General features: G+C 36.1%; 5 protein-coding genes. 1 reads left to right on the plus strand and 4 read right to left on the minus strand.

Going from position 1 to position 2,942, the window contains the following annotated elements; translation table 11 throughout:
• From ABY905_RS15850 to ABY905_RS15865, 4 genes are all read right to left on the minus strand, one after another.
• The coding region (locus ABY905_RS15850) for a C1 family peptidase (RefSeq protein WP_372645624.1) at window positions 1-279 on the minus strand (279 nt) is incomplete at its 3' end.
• Window positions 280-343: 64 nt separating this feature from the next.
• A complete protein-coding gene (locus ABY905_RS15855; protein WP_372645626.1) occupies window positions 344-697 on the minus strand; it encodes an MmcQ/YjbR family DNA-binding protein in 354 nt (117 codons plus the stop codon).
• A 33-nt stretch (window positions 698-730) separates the two neighbouring features.
• Entirely contained in the window at window positions 731-1,096 is a 366-nt protein-coding gene (locus ABY905_RS15860) for a YraN family protein (RefSeq protein ID WP_372645628.1), read from the minus strand.
• A gap of 40 nt (window positions 1,097-1,136) precedes the next feature.
• Window positions 1,137-2,042, minus strand: a complete 906-nt coding sequence (locus ABY905_RS15865; RefSeq protein WP_372645630.1) for an LD-carboxypeptidase — start codon at window positions 2,040-2,042, stop codon at window positions 1,137-1,139.
• Between the two features lie 318 nt (window positions 2,043-2,360).
• Here ABY905_RS15865 and ABY905_RS15870 point away from each other — a divergent pair.
• On the plus strand, window positions 2,361-2,942 hold a 582-nt coding region (locus ABY905_RS15870), incomplete at its 3' end, for a class I tRNA ligase family protein (protein ID WP_372645632.1).

Below are 2,942 nucleotides of genomic sequence, written 5' to 3' on the forward strand. Positions count from 1 at the left end.
AGCTTTTTGAGAATAGGCATGACGAACCGTAAACATTTCTGATAAGTCGATATTTCCAGCACCTAAACGAATCAATTCTGTTTCGATAAATGAAGTTGTTGCAAAAGCCCAGCAAGTACCAGTACTTTCCTGATTACGAACTTTTGTTGTAGGAACATCAACAATGTTAGTAAACTTGAAACCCTCTGGTTCAATTGTTTTTTTCTTTTTTGCGAATGCTTGCCCTTGACCACATAATGTCAAAGAAAGAGCAATAACGCTTAATTGTTTAAAATTCATGATTGTTGTTTTTATGGTTGAGTATTTAATTCCGGATGGAAAGATATTAAGATTACTGAACTATTTACATGCTTAAGAGCTCATTTTGTAGCTTTTTGGTTAAGCTGGAAACAATTAAATCATATGAATGATCGATCCACTCTTTGAGTTTATTATTCGAAATTGAACCATCAATGGCTATCATATTCCAGTGTTTTTTATTTAAGTGCCAGCCAGGTAATACTTGAGGGAATTTTTCGCGTAACTCGACTGCTAGTTCTGGATCACACTTTACACTCATACTTAGGTCTTTGTTGATGTTTGTAAGTAGAAACATTTTGTTCATGACCTTAAAAACAAGGACTTCTTCGTCGAAAGGGAAACCTTCGGTAACTCCTTTTTTTGAAAGGCAGTAGTCTCTTAATTCTTCAATATTCATAGTATTCAATTCGATATTTACAATGAGCAATTATTAATCTATGGGCGCGATAAAGGCATCTTCAATGTGTTCAATGTCGTATTTCTCATTGCGCTTAATCACAGAGATTACATCGAAACGGACCTCCATTTCAATATCTTTCAGGTCTACATAAGCTTGAGTTGCTCGGCAAAGAAACTTAATTTTTGGTAGTGTAATAGCATCAGATGGATGTTCAAAGAAATCTGTAGAACGAGATTTAACTTCAACGACAATCAGATATTCACCATCCGTAGCCACAATATCCAATTCCTTTTTCTGATATATCCAGTTTCGATCAAGAATTTTACAGCCTTTACTTAGCATGTATTTTGCTGCTAAATCTTCGCCTAGCTTACCTAAATCATTGTGTTCTGCCATAGTCTTGAGTATTTGATACACGCATATCTTTGCGTGGAATTTAGTTTTTCCAACTCAACTTCACTTCCTTTTCACTCACTTTTAACTTCACTTTTTTGCCTAAAGGTAAAGGCCAATTGTTATCGATGTGTCCTGCAGGGAAATCAAAAATGATAGGATAATCATACTCCTGAACAGCCTCTTTTATAATCTCATAGGCTGTTTTTCCAAAAGGAGTTTCTCCATCTTTCATATCACTCATACCACCAACAATAAGACCTTCGAGGTGGGCTAATTTCCCACTTAGCTTTAGACTTAGCATCAAGCGATCTAAATGATATAAATCCTCTTTCAGATCTTCGATAAAAAGAATTCTGTTGTGTGTATTAAGTTCGTAGTCTGTCGCGTTAAGACTACAAATAATCGACAAGTTTCCACCAACGAGTTCAGCTTTAACAGAACCTGATCTATTGAGATTATGATGAGGTATTTGATAGTTTGTAAGTTTTCCTTCCAAGTAATCAATGAGTTTTTGTAGGGAACAGGAATCCGTTAAATTCTCGGTGAAATTGATGGGCATGGTAGCATGCAAGCTTCCAAAGTGAAGTTGATTCAATCGAGCATGGAAAATGGTAATATCACTAAAGCCAATCAATAGTTTAGGATGCTTTTCGAAGCCATCAAAACTAAGCTTATCAATGATCCGAATACTACCATATCCACCACGAGCACAAATAATCGCCTTCACCTCTTCGTGGTCGAGCATGAATTGAAAATCACTAGCTCTATTTTCATCAGTACCTGCGAACATGTGATGTTCATCGAAAACATGCTTGCCAAGAACGACTTCGTATCCGAGTGATTCGAGTACTTTTTGAGCCGAGATAATTTTTTGCTTCTCGATTTTTCCAGCTGGCGCAACAATGCCAATTTTATCCCCTTTTTTAAGGGCAGAAGGTTGAAACATATACGTCGATTTTTTAGTAATCAAATCATTAAAATCCAGTCTATTCGAATTCAAGACATTTGATTATTGAACTTGTTAATTAATAAATCACAAATTAGTCATAAAATCCCTAACTGGGATAAAAATGAATCCCGAATCATTTCAAATCTAAATGCTTGAAATTGTTAATTCTATTTTATCTTTGCGCTTCCGAGACTGATTCATTAATCAGAAACTCGTAAACAATTTCATTATTAATACTTAAGGTCTTTGCAAAGTTCCCTGGGACAAATTGATCTCCCTTGTAGAATGAAGATCTTTTAAAACCTCTTTTTTCAGATGACAAAATTTAACAGAACACTTGTTACTGCTGCTCTTCCGTATGCGAATGGGCCAGTACATATTGGGCATTTAGCGGGCGTATATGTTCCTGCTGATATTTATGTGCGTTATATGCGTATGAAAGGTGAGGATGTGTTATTAATTGGTGGTTCGGACGAACATGGTGTACCCATTACCATTAAGGCAAAAAAAGAAGGTGTTACACCACAGGATGTGGTTGACAAATACCATAATATTATAAAAGATTCTTTCGAGAAGTTCGGAATTTCATTCGATGTGTATTCCAGAACAAGTTCGAAAACTCATCACGAAACAGCGACTGAATTTTTCAAAACCCTTTATGACAAAGGTGAATTTGTTGAAAAAACTTCGGCGCAATTTTACGATGCTGACGCGAATCAGTTTTTAGCTGACCGCTATATAACAGGAACCTGTCCGCATTGTAAAAACGATAAGGCTTATGGTGACCAGTGCGAAAGCTGTGGAACATCATTAAATGCAACTGATTTGATTGATGCTCGTTCTGCGATTACAGGAAATATACCAGAGTTGAAGGAGACCAAGCATTGGTATTTACCT

Origin of the sequence: Ancylomarina sp., from assembly GCF_041555295.1 — a bacterium.
Classification (GTDB): domain Bacteria; phylum Bacteroidota; class Bacteroidia; order Bacteroidales; family Marinifilaceae; genus Ancylomarina.